This window comes from Streptomyces sp. NPDC044921 (assembly GCF_056432865.1).
In genome coordinates, this window is the sequence record NZ_JBWKIF010000027.1 from 1 (window position 1) to 16,615 (window position 16,615).

General features: G+C 72.3%; 12 protein-coding genes. 8 read left to right on the forward strand and 4 right to left on the reverse strand.

The features are described from left to right. The first annotated feature begins 409 nt into the window (after positions 1–409). Positions 410–859: a PTS sugar transporter subunit IIA gene (locus AC07DA_RS31640; RefSeq protein ID WP_479131654.1), complete on the forward strand. Its 450-nt coding sequence runs from the start codon at positions 410–412 to the stop codon at positions 857–859. Between the two features lie 78 nt (positions 860–937). Continuing rightward, the gene (gene ptsP / locus AC07DA_RS31645; RefSeq protein ID WP_479131655.1) at positions 938–2,608 is read left to right on the forward strand and encodes a phosphoenolpyruvate--protein phosphotransferase; all 1,671 of its coding nucleotides are present in this window, start codon (positions 938–940) and stop codon (positions 2,606–2,608) included. Between the two features lie 72 nt (positions 2,609–2,680). On the opposite strand, the gene AC07DA_RS31650 is transcribed toward ptsP, so the two are convergent. Together AC07DA_RS31650 and AC07DA_RS31655 are read right to left on the reverse strand one after the other, a co-directional pair. Further along, positions 2,681–3,565 carry a hypothetical protein gene (locus AC07DA_RS31650; RefSeq protein ID WP_479131657.1) on the reverse strand — a complete coding sequence of 295 codons (885 nt, stop codon included), beginning with the start codon at positions 3,563–3,565 and terminating at the stop codon, positions 2,681–2,683. A 166-nt stretch (positions 3,566–3,731) separates the two neighbouring features. Continuing rightward, entirely contained in the window at positions 3,732–5,699 is a 1,968-nt protein-coding gene (locus tag AC07DA_RS31655) for an acetoacetate--CoA ligase (protein ID WP_479131658.1), read from the reverse strand. Between the two features lie 212 nt (positions 5,700–5,911). On the opposite strand from AC07DA_RS31655, the gene AC07DA_RS31660 reads away from it, so the two are divergent. Then, entirely contained in the window at positions 5,912–8,278 is a 2,367-nt protein-coding gene (locus AC07DA_RS31660) for a glycoside hydrolase family 31 protein (protein WP_479131659.1), read from the forward strand. Positions 8,279–8,280: 2 nt separating this feature from the next. Here the strand turns inward: AC07DA_RS31660 and AC07DA_RS31665 are convergent, their stop codons facing one another. After that, positions 8,281–8,814 carry an NUDIX domain-containing protein gene (locus tag AC07DA_RS31665; RefSeq protein ID WP_479131660.1) on the reverse strand — a complete coding sequence of 178 codons (534 nt, stop codon included), beginning with the start codon at positions 8,812–8,814 and terminating at the stop codon, positions 8,281–8,283. A gap of 44 nt (positions 8,815–8,858) precedes the next feature. Beyond that, the gene (locus AC07DA_RS31670) at positions 8,859–9,668 is read right to left on the reverse strand and encodes a M15 family metallopeptidase (protein WP_479131661.1); all 810 of its coding nucleotides are present in this window, start codon (positions 9,666–9,668) and stop codon (positions 8,859–8,861) included. 165 nt (positions 9,669–9,833) lie between these two features. Here AC07DA_RS31670 and AC07DA_RS31675 point away from each other — a divergent pair, with 165 nt between their 5' ends. From AC07DA_RS31675 to glpK, 5 genes are all read left to right on the forward strand, one after another. After that, on the forward strand, positions 9,834–10,259 hold the full coding sequence (locus AC07DA_RS31675) for a Zn-ribbon domain-containing OB-fold protein (RefSeq protein WP_479131744.1): 426 nt from the start codon (positions 9,834–9,836) through the stop codon (positions 10,257–10,259). Then, positions 10,256–11,446 carry a lipid-transfer protein gene (locus tag AC07DA_RS31680; protein WP_479131662.1) on the forward strand — a complete coding sequence of 397 codons (1,191 nt, stop codon included), beginning with the start codon at positions 10,256–10,258 and terminating at the stop codon, positions 11,444–11,446. Before AC07DA_RS31675 ends, AC07DA_RS31680 begins: the two co-directional genes overlap by 4 nt. 248 nt (positions 11,447–11,694) lie before the next feature. Then, entirely contained in the window at positions 11,695–13,392 is a 1,698-nt protein-coding gene (locus AC07DA_RS31685; RefSeq protein WP_479131663.1) for an EAL domain-containing protein, read from the forward strand. An 826-nt stretch (positions 13,393–14,218) separates the two neighbouring features. Then, positions 14,219–15,016 (forward strand): MIP/aquaporin family protein, encoded by a 798-nt coding sequence (locus AC07DA_RS31690; RefSeq protein ID WP_479131664.1) that lies wholly within the window; start codon positions 14,219–14,221, stop codon positions 15,014–15,016. A 19-nt stretch (positions 15,017–15,035) separates the two neighbouring features. Then, complete coding sequence (glpK, locus tag AC07DA_RS31695; RefSeq protein WP_479131665.1) at positions 15,036–16,553, forward strand: glycerol kinase GlpK; 1,518 nt, start codon at positions 15,036–15,038, stop codon at positions 16,551–16,553. Positions 16,554–16,615: the final 62 nt, after the last annotated feature.

The following is a 16,615-nucleotide window of genomic DNA, read 5'->3' on the forward strand; positions in this document are numbered from 1 at the left end:
GGCGTTGACTTTTGGCACGCTGTTGAGTTCTCAAGGAACGGTCGCTTCCTTTGTACTCACCCTCTCGGGCTTTCCTCCGGGCGCTTCCCTTCGGTGTTCCAAACTCTATCAGTGTTTTTCCGGCCCTCCGACCACCGTCCTGCGGGCATGCAGAAGGCGACCCAGAGATAGGATCTGACAAGTTGGATGCTGCCGGGCCGGGATGCGGACTCGCGTCGTTCAGCCCCAAGCAGGAGTACGACTGTACACGCGGCCAGGGAGCCGGTGCAAATCGGTATGCGGTATGGTCTAGACCACTCCGGAGTGCCCGCGCGGAACCGGCACTTCAGGTGACATACGCTGCTGAACAGTGTGCCGTCCGGTACCTACAGGGACGGCCATATCGATCTCCACCCCTGGGAGGCTTCCCATGACCACCGTGACGTCCCCGCTCGCCGGACGCGCCATCGGACTGGCAGCCGTGCCGGATCCGGTCTTCTCCCAGGCCATGGTCGGCCCGGGCACAGCCATCGACCCCGTGCGTGAGCCGTCCGAGGCCGTCTCGCCCGTGGACGGCGTCATCGCCTCCCTGCACCCGCACGCGTTCGTCGTGGTCGACGAGAGCGGGCACGGTGTGCTCACCCACCTCGGCATCGACACCGTGCAGCTCAACGGCGAGGGTTTCGAGCTGCTGGTGAACAAGGGGGACACCGTCCGGCGCGGACAGGGCGTCGTGCGCTGGAACCCGGCCGCTGTCGAGGCCGCCGGCAAGTCCGCCGTCTGCCCGGTCGTGGCGCTGGAGGCCACGGCGGAGGCCCTCTCCGATCTTCGCGACAACGGCGATGTGAAGGCCGGCGACAGTCTCTTCCTCTGGAAGTGACGTCAGTGCCGTCGTAGGACGGCGAGTACGACAACCAACGCGGCGGCGGGACCCGCCGCACTATCGGAGACGGGTGAGATGGAGACAACGCTGCGAGGCGTCGGTGTCAGCCACGGTGTGGCGATCGGCGAGGTTCGGCACATGGGAACGGCGGTGCTGGAGCCGCCCGCGAAGCAGATACCCGCGGACGAGGCGGAGCGTGAACAGGGGCGCGCCCGCAAGGCCGTGGAGGCCGTGGCCGCCGACCTGATGGCGCGCGGCAATCTGGCGGGGGGCGAGGCCCAGGCGGTGCTCGAGGCGCAGGCCATGATGGCTCAGGACCCCGAGCTGATGGCCGACGTCGAGCGGCGGATCGCGGTCGGGAGCACGGCCGAGCGTGGCGTGTACGACGCCTTCGCCTCCTACCGCGAGCTGCTGGCGGGTGCCGGTGAGTACCTCGCGGGCCGGGTGGCCGACCTCGACGACGTGCGGAACCGTATCGTCGCCCGGCTGCTGGGGGTGCCGATGCCCGGTGTCCCCGACAGCGACGAGCCCTACGTGCTCGTCGCCCGGGACCTCGCGCCCGCCGACACCGCGTTGCTCGACCCGACTCTGGTGCTCGGCTTCGTCACCGAGGAGGGCGGTCCCACCAGCCACAGTGCGATCCTGGCGCGGGCGCTCGGCGTTCCGGCCGTGGTGGCGTTGCCGGGTGCCGGTGAGCTGGCCGAGGGCACGATGATCGCCGTCGACGGCAGTACGGGTGAGATCTTCGTGGAGCCGAGTGACGAGAAGAAGGCCCAGCTCGAAGCCGCGGCCGCTGAGCGGCGGGCGGCGCTGGCGGCTTCGACCGGGCCCGGTGCCACGGCGGACGGGCACAAGGTGCCGCTGCTGGCCAACGTCGGCGGCCCCGCCGACGTGCCGGCCGCCGTCGAAGCCGGTGCCGAGGGTGTCGGCCTCTTCCGCACGGAGTTCCTCTTCCTGGACGACAGCAAGCAGGCGCCCTCCGAGGAGAAGCAGGTCGCCGCGTACCGGCAGGTGCTCGAGGCGTTCCCCGAGGGGCGCGTCGTGGTGCGGGTGCTGGACGCGGGTGCCGACAAGCCACTCGACTTCCTGACGCCGTCCGACGAGCCGAACCCGGCGCTGGGCGTGCGTGGTCTGCGGACCCTGCTCGATCACCCCGAGGTCCTGCGCACGCAGCTGACGGCGCTCGCCAAGGCGGCGGAGGGGTTGCCGGTCTACCTCGAGGTCATGGCCCCGATGGTGGCGGACCGTACCGATGCCAGGGCCTTCGCGGAGGCGTGCCGTGAGGCGGGGCTGCGGGCGAAGTTCGGCGCGATGGTCGAGATCCCGTCGGCCGCCCTGCGGGCGCGTTCGATCCTGCAGGAGGTCGAGTTCCTGTCGCTGGGGACGAACGACCTCGCGCAGTACACCTTCGCCGCCGACCGTCAGGTGGGTGCGGTCTCCCGGCTGCAGGATCCGTGGCAGCCCGCGCTGCTCGACCTGGTGGCGCTGTCCGCCGAGGCGGCGAAGGCCGAGGGCAAGAGCTGCGGCGTCTGCGGCGAGGCCGCGTCCGACCCGCTGCTGGCGTGTGTGCTGACCGGTCTGGGCGTCACCTCTCTGTCGATGGGCGCCGCGTCGATCCCTTACGTCCGGGCGACGCTGGCCAAGTACACGCTGGCGCAGTGTGAGCGTGCCGCCGCGGCGGCACGTGCGACGGACAGCGCGGAGGACGCGCGCAGTGCGGCGCAGGCGGTGCTGTCGGGCGAGTAGTCCGGCCCGGCCTGGTCGGCCGCGGCCCGCCGGAAGGGGCGCTCCACTGCGGTGGGGCGCCCCTTCGGCGTTTCAGTGGTGGTGTGCCTGTGGCTCCTCCCCGAGGTCGGGCGGACGGCAGTAGTCGACGTTGGATTCCGGGGCGATGGGATCTCCGGATTCGATGTCCGTGCAGTAGGCGTCGAAGACCTCGCCCGCGGTGAGGGGGTCGAGGCCGTGGGAGCGGAGCCGCCAGCCGTAGACGCGATCGGGAGTGCCCGGGGAACTGGCGCGCAGGACGAGTCCGCCGGGGCTCTCGGTGGCCAGGCCGAGGGCCAGGACGGTGGTGAACTCGAGGGCTTCCGTCTCGTCGAGGTCCAGCGAGTCGCCGGTGTCGGTGGCGTGGAGGGCCGCGACGAGGGTCTCGGGTGGTCCGGTGACGCTGCACACGAGGTGCCGGTCGCCGGGAGGGGCCGTGTCGAGGATGCGGGCGAGAAGGTCCGAGGCGCGGCCGAAGGCCGCTCGTCCGATGTCCTCGCCGCAGGAGGCGCAGGCGCCCAGGCGGGCGAGGAGCGTGGTCGCGTACTCCCAGGTGGCCTGCCGGACGGCCTCGTCCACCAGGGCCGCGAGGAGGTCGGCCAGCGGCTGGCCTTCGTACGGGAGGACCGGGCCGGTCCGAGCGAGGTGTGCCGTGAAGCGTGTGCGGCTGGACGGGAGGTCGGGGTCCAGGCTCTCCCGCCGGCAGAAGTCGGCGTACTCCTCCGGGTCGAAGAGGGTGACCGCGGTGTGGCCGCCCTGCAGGGCACGTGTCCTGAGCAGGCCCTCGATCTGTTCGAGGTAGGTCTCGTGGTCGTCGAAGGTGAAGGTGCGGTAGCGCCGCATGGCCCGGAAGTCGTGTTCGTCGGTGAGCAGGCCGATGGTGCCGGCGATTTCGCGGCGCAGGACGCGTCGCATGGTCCGGCTGTCGGTGTGCGCCATGTGTTCCCCCTGTGCACGGTCGATCAATGCTCACTCACAGTAATCGGCGGCACTGACAGCGAGGGCGGCGGCGGGTGATCCGGCGACCGAGGGACGCGCGAAGGCGCAGGTCACGGCGGTGTTCGTCGTGACCTGCGCCCGCAGCTTCGGTGACGGGGAGTGCGGGTCAGGCCCGTTTGCGGGCCAGGTCCTCGTAGAAGCCCAGCAGGTCGAGGTTGTCGATGGAGCCCGGGTTGACCGCCTTCTCCAGAGGGGTGCCCTGGAGCAGGCGCTTGACGGGGACCTCGATGCGCTTGCCGGTGAGGGTGTGCGGGATGCCGGGCACTTCGATGATTTCGTCGGGGAGATGGCGCGGGGACAGTTGCTCGCGGATGGTCCGCTTGATGCGGTCGAGAAGGTCCTCGTCGAGGGTGGCGCCGGGGGCCAGGTGGACGAAGAGGGGCATCCAGTAGCCGCCGTCGGGCTGCTCGATGCCGATGACGAGGGATTCCTTGATCTCAGGCAGGCGTTCGACGGCCTCGTAGATGTCGGCGGATCCCATGCGCACGCCCTGGCGGTTGAGCGTGGAGTCGGAGCGGCCGTGGATGACGACGGATCCGCGTGAGGTGACCGTGATCCAGTCGCCGTGCCGCCACACGCCGGGGTAGGTGTCGAAGTAGCTGTCGTGGTAGCGGCTGCCGTCGGGGTCGTTCCAGAAGTGGATGGGCATCGACGGCATGGGGTTGGTGACCACCAGCTCGCCGACCTCGTCGATCAGCGCGTTGCCGCTCGGGTCCCAGGACTGCAGGTCGGTGCCGAGGCAGGGGGCCTGGAGTTCGCCGACGTGGACGGGCAGGGTGGGGACGGCTCCGGCGAAACAGGAGCAGACGTCCGTGCCGCCGCTGACGGAGGCGATCCACAGGTCGTCGCGGACCTCGTCGTGGAGCCAGCGGAAGCCGTCGGGCGGCAGGGGCGAGCCGGTGGTGGCGACGCACTGGACGGAGGAGAGGTCGAAGTCGCGGGACGGGTGCACCCCGGCCTTGCGGCACGCCATGACGTAGGCCGCGGAGGTGCCGTAGAGGGTGGCCTTCGTGCGTTCGGCGATCCGCCACTGGGCGCCGGTGTCCGGGTATCCGGGGCTGCCGTCGTAGAGGACGACCGTGGTGCCGGTGAGCAGGCCGGAGACGAGGAAGTTCCACATCATCCAGCCGGTCGAGGTGTACCAGAAGAAGCGGTCCTCGGGGCCCAGGTCGCAGTGCAGGCCGAGCTGTTTGAGGTGCTCGACCAGGATGCCGCCCTGGGACTGGACGATGGCCTTGGGCAGGCCGGTCGTGCCGGAGGAGTAGAGCACCCAGAGGGGGTGGTCGAAGGGCACCTGCTCGAAGACCGGGTCCGTGTCCACGGAGGTGAGGGCGGACCAGTCCAGGGCCCCGTCGGGTGCCTCGGTGCCGAGGAGCGGGATGTGGACGACGGCGCGCAGGGTGGGCAGTTCGCGGCGCAGTTCGGCGACGACCTCGCGGCGGTCGTGTTCCTTGCCGCCGTAGCGGTAGCCGTCGACGGTGAACAGTACGATGGGTTCGACCTGCTGGAAGCGGTCCAGGACGCTGCGCGCTCCGAAGTCGGGTGCGCAGGAGGTCCAGACGCCGCCGACGGCCGCTGTGGCGAGGAGGGCGACCACGGCCTGCGGGATGTTGGGGAGGTAGCCGCTGACGCGGTCTCCGGGGCGGACGCCCAGGGCGCGCAGTTCGGCGGCCAGGGAGCCGACCTGGCGGCGCAGTTCCGCCCAGGTCACGGGGCGGGGTTCGTGCGTCTCGTCGACGTGGAGGAGGGCGGGCTCGTCGGCGCGGGTGCCGGCGGCGCGCAGGGCGTGTTCGGCGTAGTTGAGGGTCGCCCCGGGGAACCACTGGGCGCCCGGCATGGCGCGGTCGCCGAGCACGCGCGCGCAGGGCGTGGAGAAACGTACGTCGAACCACTCGGTGACGGCGGTCCAGAAGGCTTCCAGGTCGTCGACGGACCAGCGCTGCAGGGCCGCGTATCCGCCGTCGGCGGGGGCGCCGTGGTGCTCGGCGGCCCAGGCCTGGAACCTGGTGATCCGTGCCCGTGCGATGCGCTCGGGGTCTGGCTGCCAGAGCGGCTGGGGACTTTCGGTCGACATGGTCGGCTCCCGGACTGTGCGCGTCGTGTGCGTCCTCCGCGCACGGGCTGGGGTGTGCGCGTGACGCGGCTGGGACGGACAATGCCATCTGATCGACTTCGACACCAGGGTGCGCCCCACATAGTCCCTGTCGTGAAGATGTGGTCTTGGCACGGGTGAACGGCAGTTGAACGACACACTCCCGGGCGGCGGTCAGTGGCAGGGTGAGCAGCATGAACGGTCGTGGCCTGGTGCGTTCGGTGAAAGCGGTGGGTTCGGTGGGGGCGGCGCAGGGGGTGCGTACCGTACGAGCAGCGTGGCGCAGGCGGCGGGCCGACGCCACCGGGCTGCCGGCGCGCGGGGCGGAGCGGGCGCGGGTGCCCGGGCCCGTGCGGGAGGCGGAGCCGGGGCCGGGCGGCGGTGTCGTCCGGTTCAGCCGGTCCGACCTTCGGATCCTCGTCGCGGTGAACGGTGCCGTCTTCTGGGGCTGGGACGGTGCGGAGCCCGAGCCGTCGTACGCGCTGGCCGGCCGCTGTCCGGAGCCGGACCCGCGGGCGGCGCTGGAGCCGGACAAGGACGGCGGCTGGCGTGTGGTGGCGGAGCGGGTGACGGTCGTGGTCTCGCGGCACGGCGCCGTAGAGGTGCGCACGCCCGGTGGTGTGACGCTGCGGCGCGATCTGCCGCCGCGGTGGTGGGAGCCGGTCGACGGCGGCCCGGCACGGTGGATGCAGCGGTCGGAAGTGGCTGCCGACGCGCGGTTCTTCGGGCTCGGCGGGCGGACGTCGGGCCCGCGGCTGCCGGACGGCACCTACCGGCTGTGGAACACCGGCCCCGGCCGTGCCTTCGGGCCCGGCGACGATCCGTCGTCCATCACCATGCCGGTGCAGGTGGTGGTGGCCGACGGCGGTACGCACCTGGTGTTCCACGACAGCACGTGGGACGGCACGGTGACCCTGCGGGAGGGCGAGGAGGGCGCGGGTTCCGGCCATGACCGGGCCGGGACCAGTGAGCTGCGGATGGCCGGCGGTCCCCTGCGCTGCTGGGTGATGGTGGGCACCCCCGCGCGGGTGCTGTTCGGCTGGGCCTCGCTCACGGGGGCTGCCGCGCTGCCGCCCGTGTGGGCGCTGGGCCATCACCACGCGCGGTGGGGCTCCGGCAGTGAGCAGGAGGTGCGCCGGATCGTCGCGGGGTACGTGGAGCACGGTCTGCCGCTGGACGCCCTGCACCTGGACACCGATCACCTGGACGCGCAGCAGGTGTTCACGGTCGACCAGGACCGCTTCCCGAAGCTGCCCGTGCTGGCGGAGGAGCTCCGGCGGGACGGGATCCGGCTGGTGTCGATCGTCGGCCCGGCCGTCAAGGCCGTGCCGGGGAACGCGGTGTACGACGGCGGGACGGCCGAGGACGCGTTCGTGCGGGACGCGGCGGGGCGGGTCGTGGAGGGGGTGGCGCGCCCTGGGGAGGCGGTGTTCCCCGACTTCACGCACGCGCGCGTGCGTGCCTGGTGGGGCGGTCTGTACGCGGAGCGGCTCGCCCAGGGGTTCTCGGGCTTCTGGCACGACATGGACGAGCCCACGTCGTTCGCGGCCTTCGGGGAGCCGACCCTGCCCCGGTCGGCGCGGCACTCGCTGGAGGGGCGGGGCGGGGACCACCGCGAGGCGCACAACGTGTACGCCCTGTGCATGGCCAGGGCGGCGTTCGATGGGGTGCGGCGGCTCGCTCCCGAGGAGCGGCCGTTTCTGTTCTCGCGCTCCGGGTGGGCCGGGACGCAGCGCTACGGCGGGACGTGGTCGGGTGACGTGGCCACCGGCTGGCCGGGCCTGCGGGCGTCCCTGGCCATGGTCCTGGGGCTGGGGCTGAGCGGCGTTCCGTACTCGGGGCCGGACATCGGCGGCTGCGCCGGGGAGCCGTCGCCCGAGCTGTACCTGCGGTGGTTCCAGCTGGGATCCTTTCTGCCGCTGTTCCGCACCCACGCGGGTCCGCGGGCGGGGCGGCGGGAGCCCTGGGAGTTCGGTGCCGAGGTCCTGGAGCACGCGCGCGTGGCGCTCCTGGAACGCCGCCGGCTGCTGCCGTACTTCGTGACGCTGGCGCATCTGGCACGCCGTACCGGGGCGCCCTATGTGCGGCCGGTGTGGTGGACGGCGCCGGAGGACCGGGCCCTGCGCGACTGCGGGGACGCCTTCCTGCTGGGCGACTGCCTGCTGGTGGCACCGGTGCTCGCCCCGGGCGTGGAGCGGCGTGCGGTGCGGCTGCCTCGGGGGCGCTGGTACGACACGCTGACGGAGCGGGCGTACGAGGGGCCGGCGCAGGTGCTCGTGGACGCGCCCGTGTCGCGGATTCCGGTGTTCGCGCGCGCGGGTGCCGTGCTTCCCGTGCGCGGGGAGGACGGCGGACTGGAACTGGAGGTGTGGGCGCCCGCCCGGGGACGGACCGGGGGCGGGCTGGTCGTGCCGGACGGGGGCGGGGACCGGGGCGAGCCGGAGATCGAGCGCTACACCGCCCGGTGGCTGGGCGCGCGGGTGGTCGTCGAACGCGAGGGTGAGGACGGCGGGGGTGAGCCGCCCCACCCCGTGCGTGTGCGCGGGACCGGGGAGCGCTGAGCTCAGTAGCGGCCCTCGAACCAGGCCCGTACGGCCACCGTGTGCAGGGGGAAGGCGAGCTCCTCCGGCCGGCGCAGGAGGTGCCAGCCCTCCGTCTCGTCCGTGGCGGTGGAGGGCGGCAGGCCCTCGGCCGGGCGTTCCGGGAGGAGACCGAAGAGCAGCAGGTGCCCGTCGGGCGAGCTCATGGCGTCGACGAGGCGTACGTCCCGGCCGGCCGCGTCGATGCCGGTCTCCTCCTTGAGCTCGCGTACGACGGCCTGGCGCCAGTCCTCCTGGTGGTCGATGTAGCCGCCGGGCAGGGCGGTGCCCCCGCGCGCGGGGGCGACGGTTCGTGTGATGACGACCAGGGCGGTGCCCTTGGTGTCGTACACGGGCTGGAGGGCCACGGCGACCGGGAGGGGGTTGCGGTAGGCCACGGCGCCGCACACCGGGCAGGTGCGGGGCCAGCCGGAGAGGCCCTCTCCGTAGGGCGCGCCGCAGCTCGAACAGTGGGAGTCCGGCGCGGAGTTGGAAGTGGAGTGCTGAGTTTCGGACACGCGGCGGACTGTAGCCGATCACTCGGAGGGCGTCGCGGGCAGGCTCAGTGCCGGTGGGTGAGCGACTTCGCGGACACGGGGAAGTCGAAGTAGGTGTCCGGGTAGGGCTCCGGTTGGAAGGTGTAGTGCCACCACTCCTCCGCCAGGTTCACGAAGCCCCGGCCTTCCAGGGTGCGCTTGAGCAGCAGCCGGTTGGCGCGCTGCGTGCCCTGGACGCGCGGGTCGAGGGTGTGCGAGAGGGTGTCGAAGCAGTCGAAGCCGGTTCCCATGTCGACGGAGTTGTCGGGGAACCGTTCCCCCTGGGCGGCGTAGCACGGCACGAGGGGTTCCCCGGGGCGGTAGGGCCGGGTCGGCTGCGCCGGGAGCCGGACGAGGGTGACGTCCAGGGTCGATCCGCGACTGTGGCCGGACTTCTCGGCGATGTAGCCGTCCGTGAACAGCCGGGTCTTGTCGACGTTCGGGTAGAACTCGCCCTTCATCGCCTGGTCGTCGAGGTCCTGCGCCCAGCGGACGAAGTGGTCCACCGCGCGTTGCGGCCGGTAGCAGTCGTACACCTTCAGCGTGTAGCCCTGGCGGAGGAGCCGGCGTTGTGCCTGGTGGAGGGCGTCGGCGGCGGGGCGGGTGAGGATGCAGGTCGGCCGCGCGTAGCCGTCGATCCGCTCGCCGACGAAGTTGTGCGGCGTGTAGTAGCGCATCTCCTGGAGGATCGTCGGGTCCACGCTGCGGAGCGCCACGAAGTCCTGCGGTGCCTTGGGTTCCGTCCCGGCCTGGGCGGTCGCGGTCGGGACGGTGGCCGCCGGCAGGGTGACGAGTGCGGTGAGCAGGCCGCGGGCCACGGTGGTGAGTCGCGTCATGCCTCCTGCGTCTACCAGGAGCGGGGACCGCCGGGGAAGCACCTGGCGGGGAACCGCCGTTCGCGGACGGACCGGGTGGTCTGCCGATCTCGGGCGTGCCGTGCCACACTTCTGACGGTTCGTCAGGTCTGGTGGGGAGGCGTCGTGTCGCACAGACGGGAACCTGTGGTGGCGGGGTGGTTCACCGGAGACGGGGACGGCTTCCGGCTGCTCGGCACGCGGTGCGGGGCGTGCGCCTCGGTCTTCTTCCCTCGGGAGGACCAGCGGTGCCGCAACCCGGCCTGCGGGTGCGGGGAGTTGGCCGAGGTGCCGCTGTCACGGCGGGGACGCGTCTGGTCGTACACGGACAGTCGGTACCGCCCCCCGTCACCCTATGCGACCGACCCGGAACTTCCCTGGGAGCCGTGCGCGTTGATCGCTGTGGAGCTGGCGGCCGAGCGGATCGTGGTGCTCGGCCAGGCGGCTCCCGGTGTCGCCGTCGCGGACCTGACGGTGGGCATGGAGGCGGAGGTCGTGCCGGGTGTCCTGCATGAGGACGCGGAGACGACCTGGACGACGTGGCACTGGCGGCCGACGGGGGGCGTGGCATGACGGGGGACGTGGCGGTGCTGGGTGCGGGCATGCATCCGTGGGGCAAGTGGGGGCGGAGTTTCGTCGAGTACGGCGTGGCCGCCGCCCGGGCGGCGCTTTCCGACGCCGGAGTGGACTGGCGGGACGTCGGCGCGATCATCGGCGCCGACACCGTGCGCGGCGGCTACCCGGGATACGTGGCGGGAGCGACGTTCGCGAAAGCACTGGGCTGGCAGGGGGCTCGGGTGGCGAGTGTGTACGCGGCGTGCGCGTCCGGGGCCCAGGCCCTGGACGCCGCGCGGGCGCAGATCCTCGCCGGACTGGCCGACGTGGTGCTGGTGGTCGGGGCGGACGCCGCCCCCAAGGGATTCTTCCGCCCGGCGGGCGGCGAGCGGCCCGACGACCCCGACTGGCTGCGGTTCCGGATCCTCGGGGCGACCAACCCGGTGTACTTCGGGCTGTACGCGCGCAGGCGCATGGCGGTGCATGGCGACACACCGGACGACTTCGCCCGTGTGAAGGTGAAGAACGCGGCCATGGGAGCGCTGAACGCCAACGCGCGCTACCGGGACCGCGTCACTGCGGAGCAGGTCGCCGCCTCGGCCGTCGTGGCCGACCCGCTGCGGCTGCTCGACATCTGCGCGACGTCCGACGGCGGTGCGGCCGTGGTGCTCTCCAGCATGGAGTTCGCGCGGCGTCACGGGCCGGCCGGTCCGGTGCGGATCCGGGCCGTGTCGACCGTGACGCCGCGCTTCCCGAACACCGTCCTGGACCTGCCGGACATCGCCACGGACTCCGCTGTGGCGGTCGATCCGCCGGCGGAGCCGTTCCGGGAGTCGATCGCCCGGGCGGCCTACGAGGAGGCGGGCGTCGGACCGGAGGACCTGTCGCTGGCCGAGGTGTACGACCTGTCCACGGCCCTGGAGTTGCAGTGGTACGAGGATCTCGCGCTGTGCGGCCAGGGCGAGGGCGCCAGGCTGCTGCGGGAGGGGGCGACGGCGCTGGGCGGGCGGATACCGGTGAACGTCAGTGGTGGACTGGCCTCCTTCGGCGAGGCCGTTCCGGCACAGGCGATAGCCCAGGTGTGCGAGCTGACGTGGCAGTTGAGAGGCGAGGCGGGCGACCGCCAGGTCGCGGGGGCGCGCGTCGGCATCAGTGCGAACCAGGGGCTGTTCGGGCATGGGTCGGCGGTGGTCGCGGTGCGGTGAGGGGCGGTGAGATGTGATGCGGTGAGTCGTGGTGTGGGGCGGGACGGCTCCCCGGGGCGCGGTGGCCTCGATGGGTTCGCTCGCGGGCGGTGCACTGTGCGGGGGTTCGGGCGGGGTTCGGGCGGGCAGCCCAGGGGTTCGAGGTTCTCCCACCCCCTTGTTCCTACGCTCCGTGATCGCTCCGGAATGCTGCGTGAACGTCTCATGAACTGCGCTTGGGCGTGCGCCGGTCGCGTCATCATGCTCGCGTGCACTCCTGGACGGACACTCTCCGCTTCGCTTTCCAACCGGTGGTCAACCTGACGACCGGCGCGGTCGCCGGACTGGAGATACTCGCCCGCCCCGAGACCGGCGACATCCTGGCCGAGGCCCGCCGGGACCCCGAGCTGGACTGCCGGCTGGCGGTGTCGGCCGTCCGCACCGCGGTGCACAAGGAGACTCTGCTTCCGCTGTTCGTCAACGTCTTCGCGGGCACGCTCGCCGACCTGGGCGGGCTGCCGTCGCTGCACGACGCCGTGCGCGAGGCGGGAAGGCTCCCGTGGGAGGTGACGATCGACCTCTGCCCTCCCTTCACGCACGTGCCGCAGCCCGCGCTGCTGGAGGCGGTGGCCGCGCTGCGCGGCCAGGGCTTCCGGATCTGCGCGGACGGCGTCGGGGACGGGGACGTGCCCCTGCGGCTGCTCTGCGACCTCACCCCGGAGCTGGTGAAACTGGACGCGTCGCTGCTGGCCCGGCTGGCGGTGGTGCGGTCGATGCGGACGCTCTGCGACGAACTGGGGGCGCTGCTGGCCGTCGAGGGGGTGGAGACCGAGGGGCAGTGCGCCGCGGCACTGGCGGCCGGGGCGCAACTGGCGCAGGGCGAACTGTTCGCGCCGCCGGCCCGGCTGCCCGCCGCGGACGTCTACGTCCCGCCCCGCTCCCCCGCCGACCTCTGCGTGCCACGGTCGGGACCGTCGGTGCGGGAGTTCGTGCGGCCCGCCGCGCTGTTGCCCGCCACGGCGTCGGCGGGACAGGTGCGCGCCCTGCTGACCGGGTCACCGGACGTGTCCGGCGTGCTGCTCGTGGACGCCGCGGGCGTGCCCGTCCGGTCGGTGCACCGGTCCCGGTTCCTGTTGTCGATGTCGGGGCGCTACGGGCATGCCCTGTACGCCGACCGGCCCGCGGCCAAGCTCGGCGACACGCCGCGGACGGTGGGTGTCGACGCCACCGCCTGGGAGGTGCTGGACGTGGTGGCGGTCGGCGGGCGGGACCGCACCTCGGACGACGTGGCCGTGGTGGACGGGCACGGGCGGTGTGTGGGCGTCGTCCGGCTGGCGGACCTCGTGCGCGCGCTGGCCGAGACGCGCGTGGAGGAGGCGGTCGGGCTGAACCCGCTGACGCGGCTGCCCGGCTCGGACGCGATCACCGGCGAGGTGGACCGGCGGATCGCGGCGGGGCGGCCCTTCGCGCTGAGCTGGCTTGACGTCGACCACTTCAAGCAGGTCAACGACGGGGCGGGGTTCGCCACGGGCGACGAACTGATCCGGGCGGTGGGACGGGCACTGCAGCAGGCGGCGACGGGCGGTGTGCGCGTGGGACACATCGGCGGGGACGACTTCCTGGTCCTCACCGATCCGGACGACCTTGATCCGCTGGCCGCCGCCGTGCTGGACGCGCCCTGGTCGGCGGGCGGACTGCCGGTGACGCTCTCGCTGGCGACGGTGCTGTGCGCGCCGGGCAGCGTGGCCGGCCACCAGCAGGCTGCGGCATGCCTGGCACCGCTGAAGAAGGCGGCCAAGGCGTTGGGCGGGGCCAGTTGGGTACTGGGCCGGGCCGGTGTGCCCGGCCACGAGACGCGCCGCGGGGTGGCGTCGGCAGCGGTACCGGCGCCGGCGGGGTGTGTCGCGGCGGAGCCGGGAGGGCGTCAGGACGGGCGGGGTCGCGTGGCGGGGGCGTGGCCGCGGTAGGCCGTAGTCCTCGTGCCCCTCTCCGGCCGGAGGGCGGCCGCTCGCGGCACGTCCGGCGGGAGCGGCGTGGCCGGCGGCGCGGGACCCGGGACGAGGAGCCGCAGCCCCTGGGCCGGGCTGCGGGCAAGGTCGTCGACGGTACGAGGGACCCGTCGACGCCCCCTCCTGCCCGCGGCCCGGTCGCGAGGGGACGTCGGATCCCACGCCCGACCGGGCCCCACGCCCGACCTGGCCCCCACGCCCGACCGGGCCCTCGTGCGGCGGCCCAGAGCGGGAATCCGCTCGTCCGGTTGAGAAGCCGCCAGGTCAGGTAGATCCTGGACACTAGCAAGCTGGGTGTCGGGTACGGCTGATCGATCGCCGACGGCGAGGCTCGGTACCGGCCGGGCACCGAGCGGAGGCCGGACACCATCCGCCAGGGCTCGCGCGGCTCACCGGGGCGCGCGGGTCCGACCAGATCTGAAGAGTGACCCACCGGGCGCCGCCACGGCCGTGCCACCGGCCCCGGCCCGGCAGGAGCCCGCGACCGTCACATGGCCGTCAACCGTTGCGGTCGGCGACCTTGACGCCCCATGGGTGCCGGTGAACACTTCCGGTGTCAGCCGACATCGCCGTACATACACGGTGTATTCCGGCACTGCGGCGCGCGGACGCGCCTGCGCCAAGGCCCCTTCCCCCACGGGCGAGTCGGCTGCGACGGCACGCTCGTCACGGACGCCGGGCGGGGCGCGGGATCTCCCTGCCTTCGGCCGAAGTAGCCGTGGGAAACGCACCCTGCACGTGAGGCCCGGGGCGGACCGTCCCGGGTCACGGCCTAGGAGCCGCCATGAGCAACGTAGACATCTTCGTCGGCGAGATCATCGGCACGGCGATCCTCATCCTGTTCGGCGCCGGCGTGTGCGCCGCCGTCACCCTCAGATTCTCGAAGGCGCGAGCTTCGGGCTGGATCGTCATCACATTCGGTTGGGGCTTCGGTGTCCTGGCCGGCGCGTACACCGCCGCGCCGCTGTCGGGCGGCCACATCAACCCCGCGGTCACGTTCGGCCTGGCCGTCGACACCGGCGTGTGGGACAAGGTCTGGGTCTACGTGCTCGGGCAGATGGTGGGGGCGATGCTGGGAGCCGTCCTGGCCTACCTGTTGTACTTCGCCCAGTTCCGGGCCAACGTGCGGCAGACGGGCACCACGGACGGGACGGTGGACGAGCCGGTGCCGACCCTGGGCATCTTCTCCACCATCCCGGAGATCAGGAACCCGGTCGCGAACCTGATGACGGAGATCCTCGCGACCATCGCCCTGGTGCTGCCCATCCTCGCGCTCGTCGGCGACAACCGGGTCGTCCAGGGGGTCGGCATCGGCCCGATCCCGGGGGAGGGAGCCGGGATCTACGGCTCCGGCATCTCGATCCTGCTGGTGTCCCTGTTGGTCGTCGGCATCGGTCTTTCGCTCGGCGGGCCGACCGGTTATGCGATCAATCCGGCACGTGACCTGGGCCCGCGCATCGTGCACCAGTTCCTGCCCATCCCGAACAAGGGGGCGTCCGACTGGGGATACGCGTGGGTCCCGGTGGTGGGGCCTCTGGCCGGCGGAGTCCTCGCGGCCCTCATCTACAACGCAGCCTTCTGAACGAGCCCGAGGGGTAGTCATGACGGACAACGCCGAGAAGTACGTTGCGGCCATCGACCAGGGCACCACGTCGAGCCGCTGCATCGTCTTCGACCAGAACGGCGCGATCGTCGCCGTCGACCAGCGCGAGCACCGCCAGATCTTTCCCAAGCCGGGCTGGGTGGAGCACGACGCCACCGAGATCTGGTCCAAGACGCAGGCGGTCGTGGCCGGCGCGCTGGCCAAGGCCGGTCTGCGGGCCGGCCAGCTGAGCGCGATGGGGATCACCAACCAGCGCGAGACGACCTTGCTGTGGGACCGCGCGACGGGCAAGCCGGTGCACAACGCGATCGTCTGGCAGGACACGCGGACGGCGGCCCTGTGCAACCAACTGGGCGGCTCGGACGGGCAGGACCGCTTCCGCGAGCAGACGGGGCTGCCACTGGCCACGTACTTCTCCGGGCCCAAGGCCGCCTGGCTGCTGGACAACGTGCCCGACCTGCGCGCGCGTGCCGAACGCGGAGAGATCGCCTTCGGCACGATGGACTCCTGGCTGATCTGGAACCTCACCGGCGGCACGGACGGCGGGCAGCACGTCACCGACGTGACCAACGCCGGGCGCACCATGCTGATGAACCTGGAGACCCTCCAGTGGGACTCCTCGATCTGCTCGGCGATGAACATCCCGGAGGCGATGCTGCCGGAGATCCGGTCCTCGGCGGAGGTGTACGGCACCGCGGTCGGCCAGCTCTCGGGCGTGCCCGTGGCGTCCGCACTCGGCGACCAGCAGGCCGCCGTTTTCGGTCAGGCCTGCTACGACGTGGGCACCGCGAAGAACACCTACGGCACGGGAAGCTTCCTGCTGCTCAACACGGGCAACCGCCCGGTGGCGTCGAAGAGCGGCCTGCTGACGACGATGGGCTACAAGATCGGCAGTGAGGCGCCGGTCTACTGCCTGGAGGGCTCGATCGCCATCACGGGCGCGCTGGTGCAGTGGTTCCGCGACCAGCTCGGGATCATCCGCACCGCCGACGAGATCGAGCCGCTGGCCGCGAGCGTGGAGGACAACGGCGGCGCCTACATCGTGCCGGCGTTCTCGGGTCTGTTCGCGCCGTACTGGCGCTCCGACGCGCGCGGTGTGGTCACCGGCCTCACCCGGTACGTCACCAAGGCGCACCTCGCGCGCGCGGTGCTGGAGGCGACGAGCTGGCAGACCCGTGAGGTCGTGGACGCCATGTACCAGGACTCCGGGGTGCGGATCACCACCCTGAAGGTCGACGGCGGCATGACGAAGAACAACCTGCTCATGCAGCACCAGGCGGATGTGCTCGACGTTCCGGTGGTGCGGCCGAAGGTCTCCGAGACGACCTGTCTGGGCGCCGCCTACGCGGCCGGTCTGGCCACCGGCGTCTGGAACGACCTGGACGAACTCAAGGCCCACTGGCAGAAGGACGTCGAGTGGACGCCGTCCATGGAGGCGTCGGTACGCGACCGCGAGTACCACAACTGGCGCAAGGCCGTGGAGAAGAGCTTCGGCTGGGAGGAGGGCGAGAGCTGAGCACGCGCGCGTGGAGCGCCGTCCTCGTACGGCGGCCCGTACCCCTGTCGGCGGGGGTACGG

Excerpts from the sequence above, each read along its gene's own strand:
- ptsP (WP_479131655.1), top strand. The coding sequence starts at position 938 with ATGGAGACAACGCTGCGAGGCGTCGGTGTCAGCCACGGTGTGGCGATC.
- AC07DA_RS31650 (WP_479131657.1), bottom strand. The coding sequence starts at position 3,565 with ATGGCGCACACCGACAGCCGGACCATGCGACGCGTCCTGCGCCGCGAA.
- AC07DA_RS31655 (WP_479131658.1), bottom strand. The coding sequence starts at position 5,699 with ATGTCGACCGAAAGTCCCCAGCCGCTCTGGCAGCCAGACCCCGAGCGC.
- AC07DA_RS31660 (WP_479131659.1), top strand. The coding sequence starts at position 5,912 with ATGAACGGTCGTGGCCTGGTGCGTTCGGTGAAAGCGGTGGGTTCGGTG.
- glpK (WP_479131665.1), top strand. The coding sequence starts at position 15,036 with ATGACGGACAACGCCGAGAAGTACGTTGCGGCCATCGACCAGGGCACC.
- AC07DA_RS31680 (WP_479131662.1), top strand. The coding sequence starts at position 10,256 with ATGACGGGGGACGTGGCGGTGCTGGGTGCGGGCATGCATCCGTGGGGC.
- AC07DA_RS31670 (WP_479131661.1), bottom strand. The coding sequence starts at position 9,668 with ATGACGCGACTCACCACCGTGGCCCGCGGCCTGCTCACCGCACTCGTC.
- AC07DA_RS31690 (WP_479131664.1), top strand. The coding sequence starts at position 14,219 with ATGAGCAACGTAGACATCTTCGTCGGCGAGATCATCGGCACGGCGATC.
- AC07DA_RS31640 (WP_479131654.1), top strand. The coding sequence starts at position 410 with ATGACCACCGTGACGTCCCCGCTCGCCGGACGCGCCATCGGACTGGCA.